Here is a 358-nt window from a genome sequence, read left to right as displayed (position 1 = left end):
GGTAAAATCAAATAAATAAAGAGAAGTCATGTAATGGAAATAGAACAAAAATTAGCATTAAGTGAAAATCCGATACATTTTTTGAGAGAGGGACTTTTTTTAAAGACCTACAACCAATCGTTTTATGTGATGACTCAATTATTAGGGTTCAACATAAAACCGATAATCAAACACATAAAAAAACTCGACCAAATTATTGTGTGTGGCGGGTTTCCTGCAAATATTATTAATAAACGTTGTCCTAAAGCGGTACCGACTGTTTACGGCTATGAATTATTAGATGATTACGATTTAAGTGGCTACCAAGCTTGGTACCAACAGCAGTGTCAATTATACCAAAATAGAAAAAACCAAGAAA

At 32.4% G+C, this 358-nt stretch carries 1 protein-coding gene; it reads left to right on the top strand.

All coding sequences use genetic code 11. From position 1 onward, the window contains the following. Positions 1-33: 33 nt before the first annotated feature. Positions 34-358, top strand: a 325-nt coding sequence (locus GQ598_RS10975) for a hypothetical protein (RefSeq protein WP_160404145.1), incomplete at its 3' end; no start/stop codon positions are given.

Origin of the sequence: Gilliamella sp. Pas-s95 (genome assembly GCF_009795795.1) — a bacterium.
GTDB lineage: Bacteria > Pseudomonadota > Gammaproteobacteria > Enterobacterales > Orbaceae > Gilliamella > Gilliamella bombicola.
This window is presented reverse-complemented; position numbering and strand designations above follow the sequence as displayed.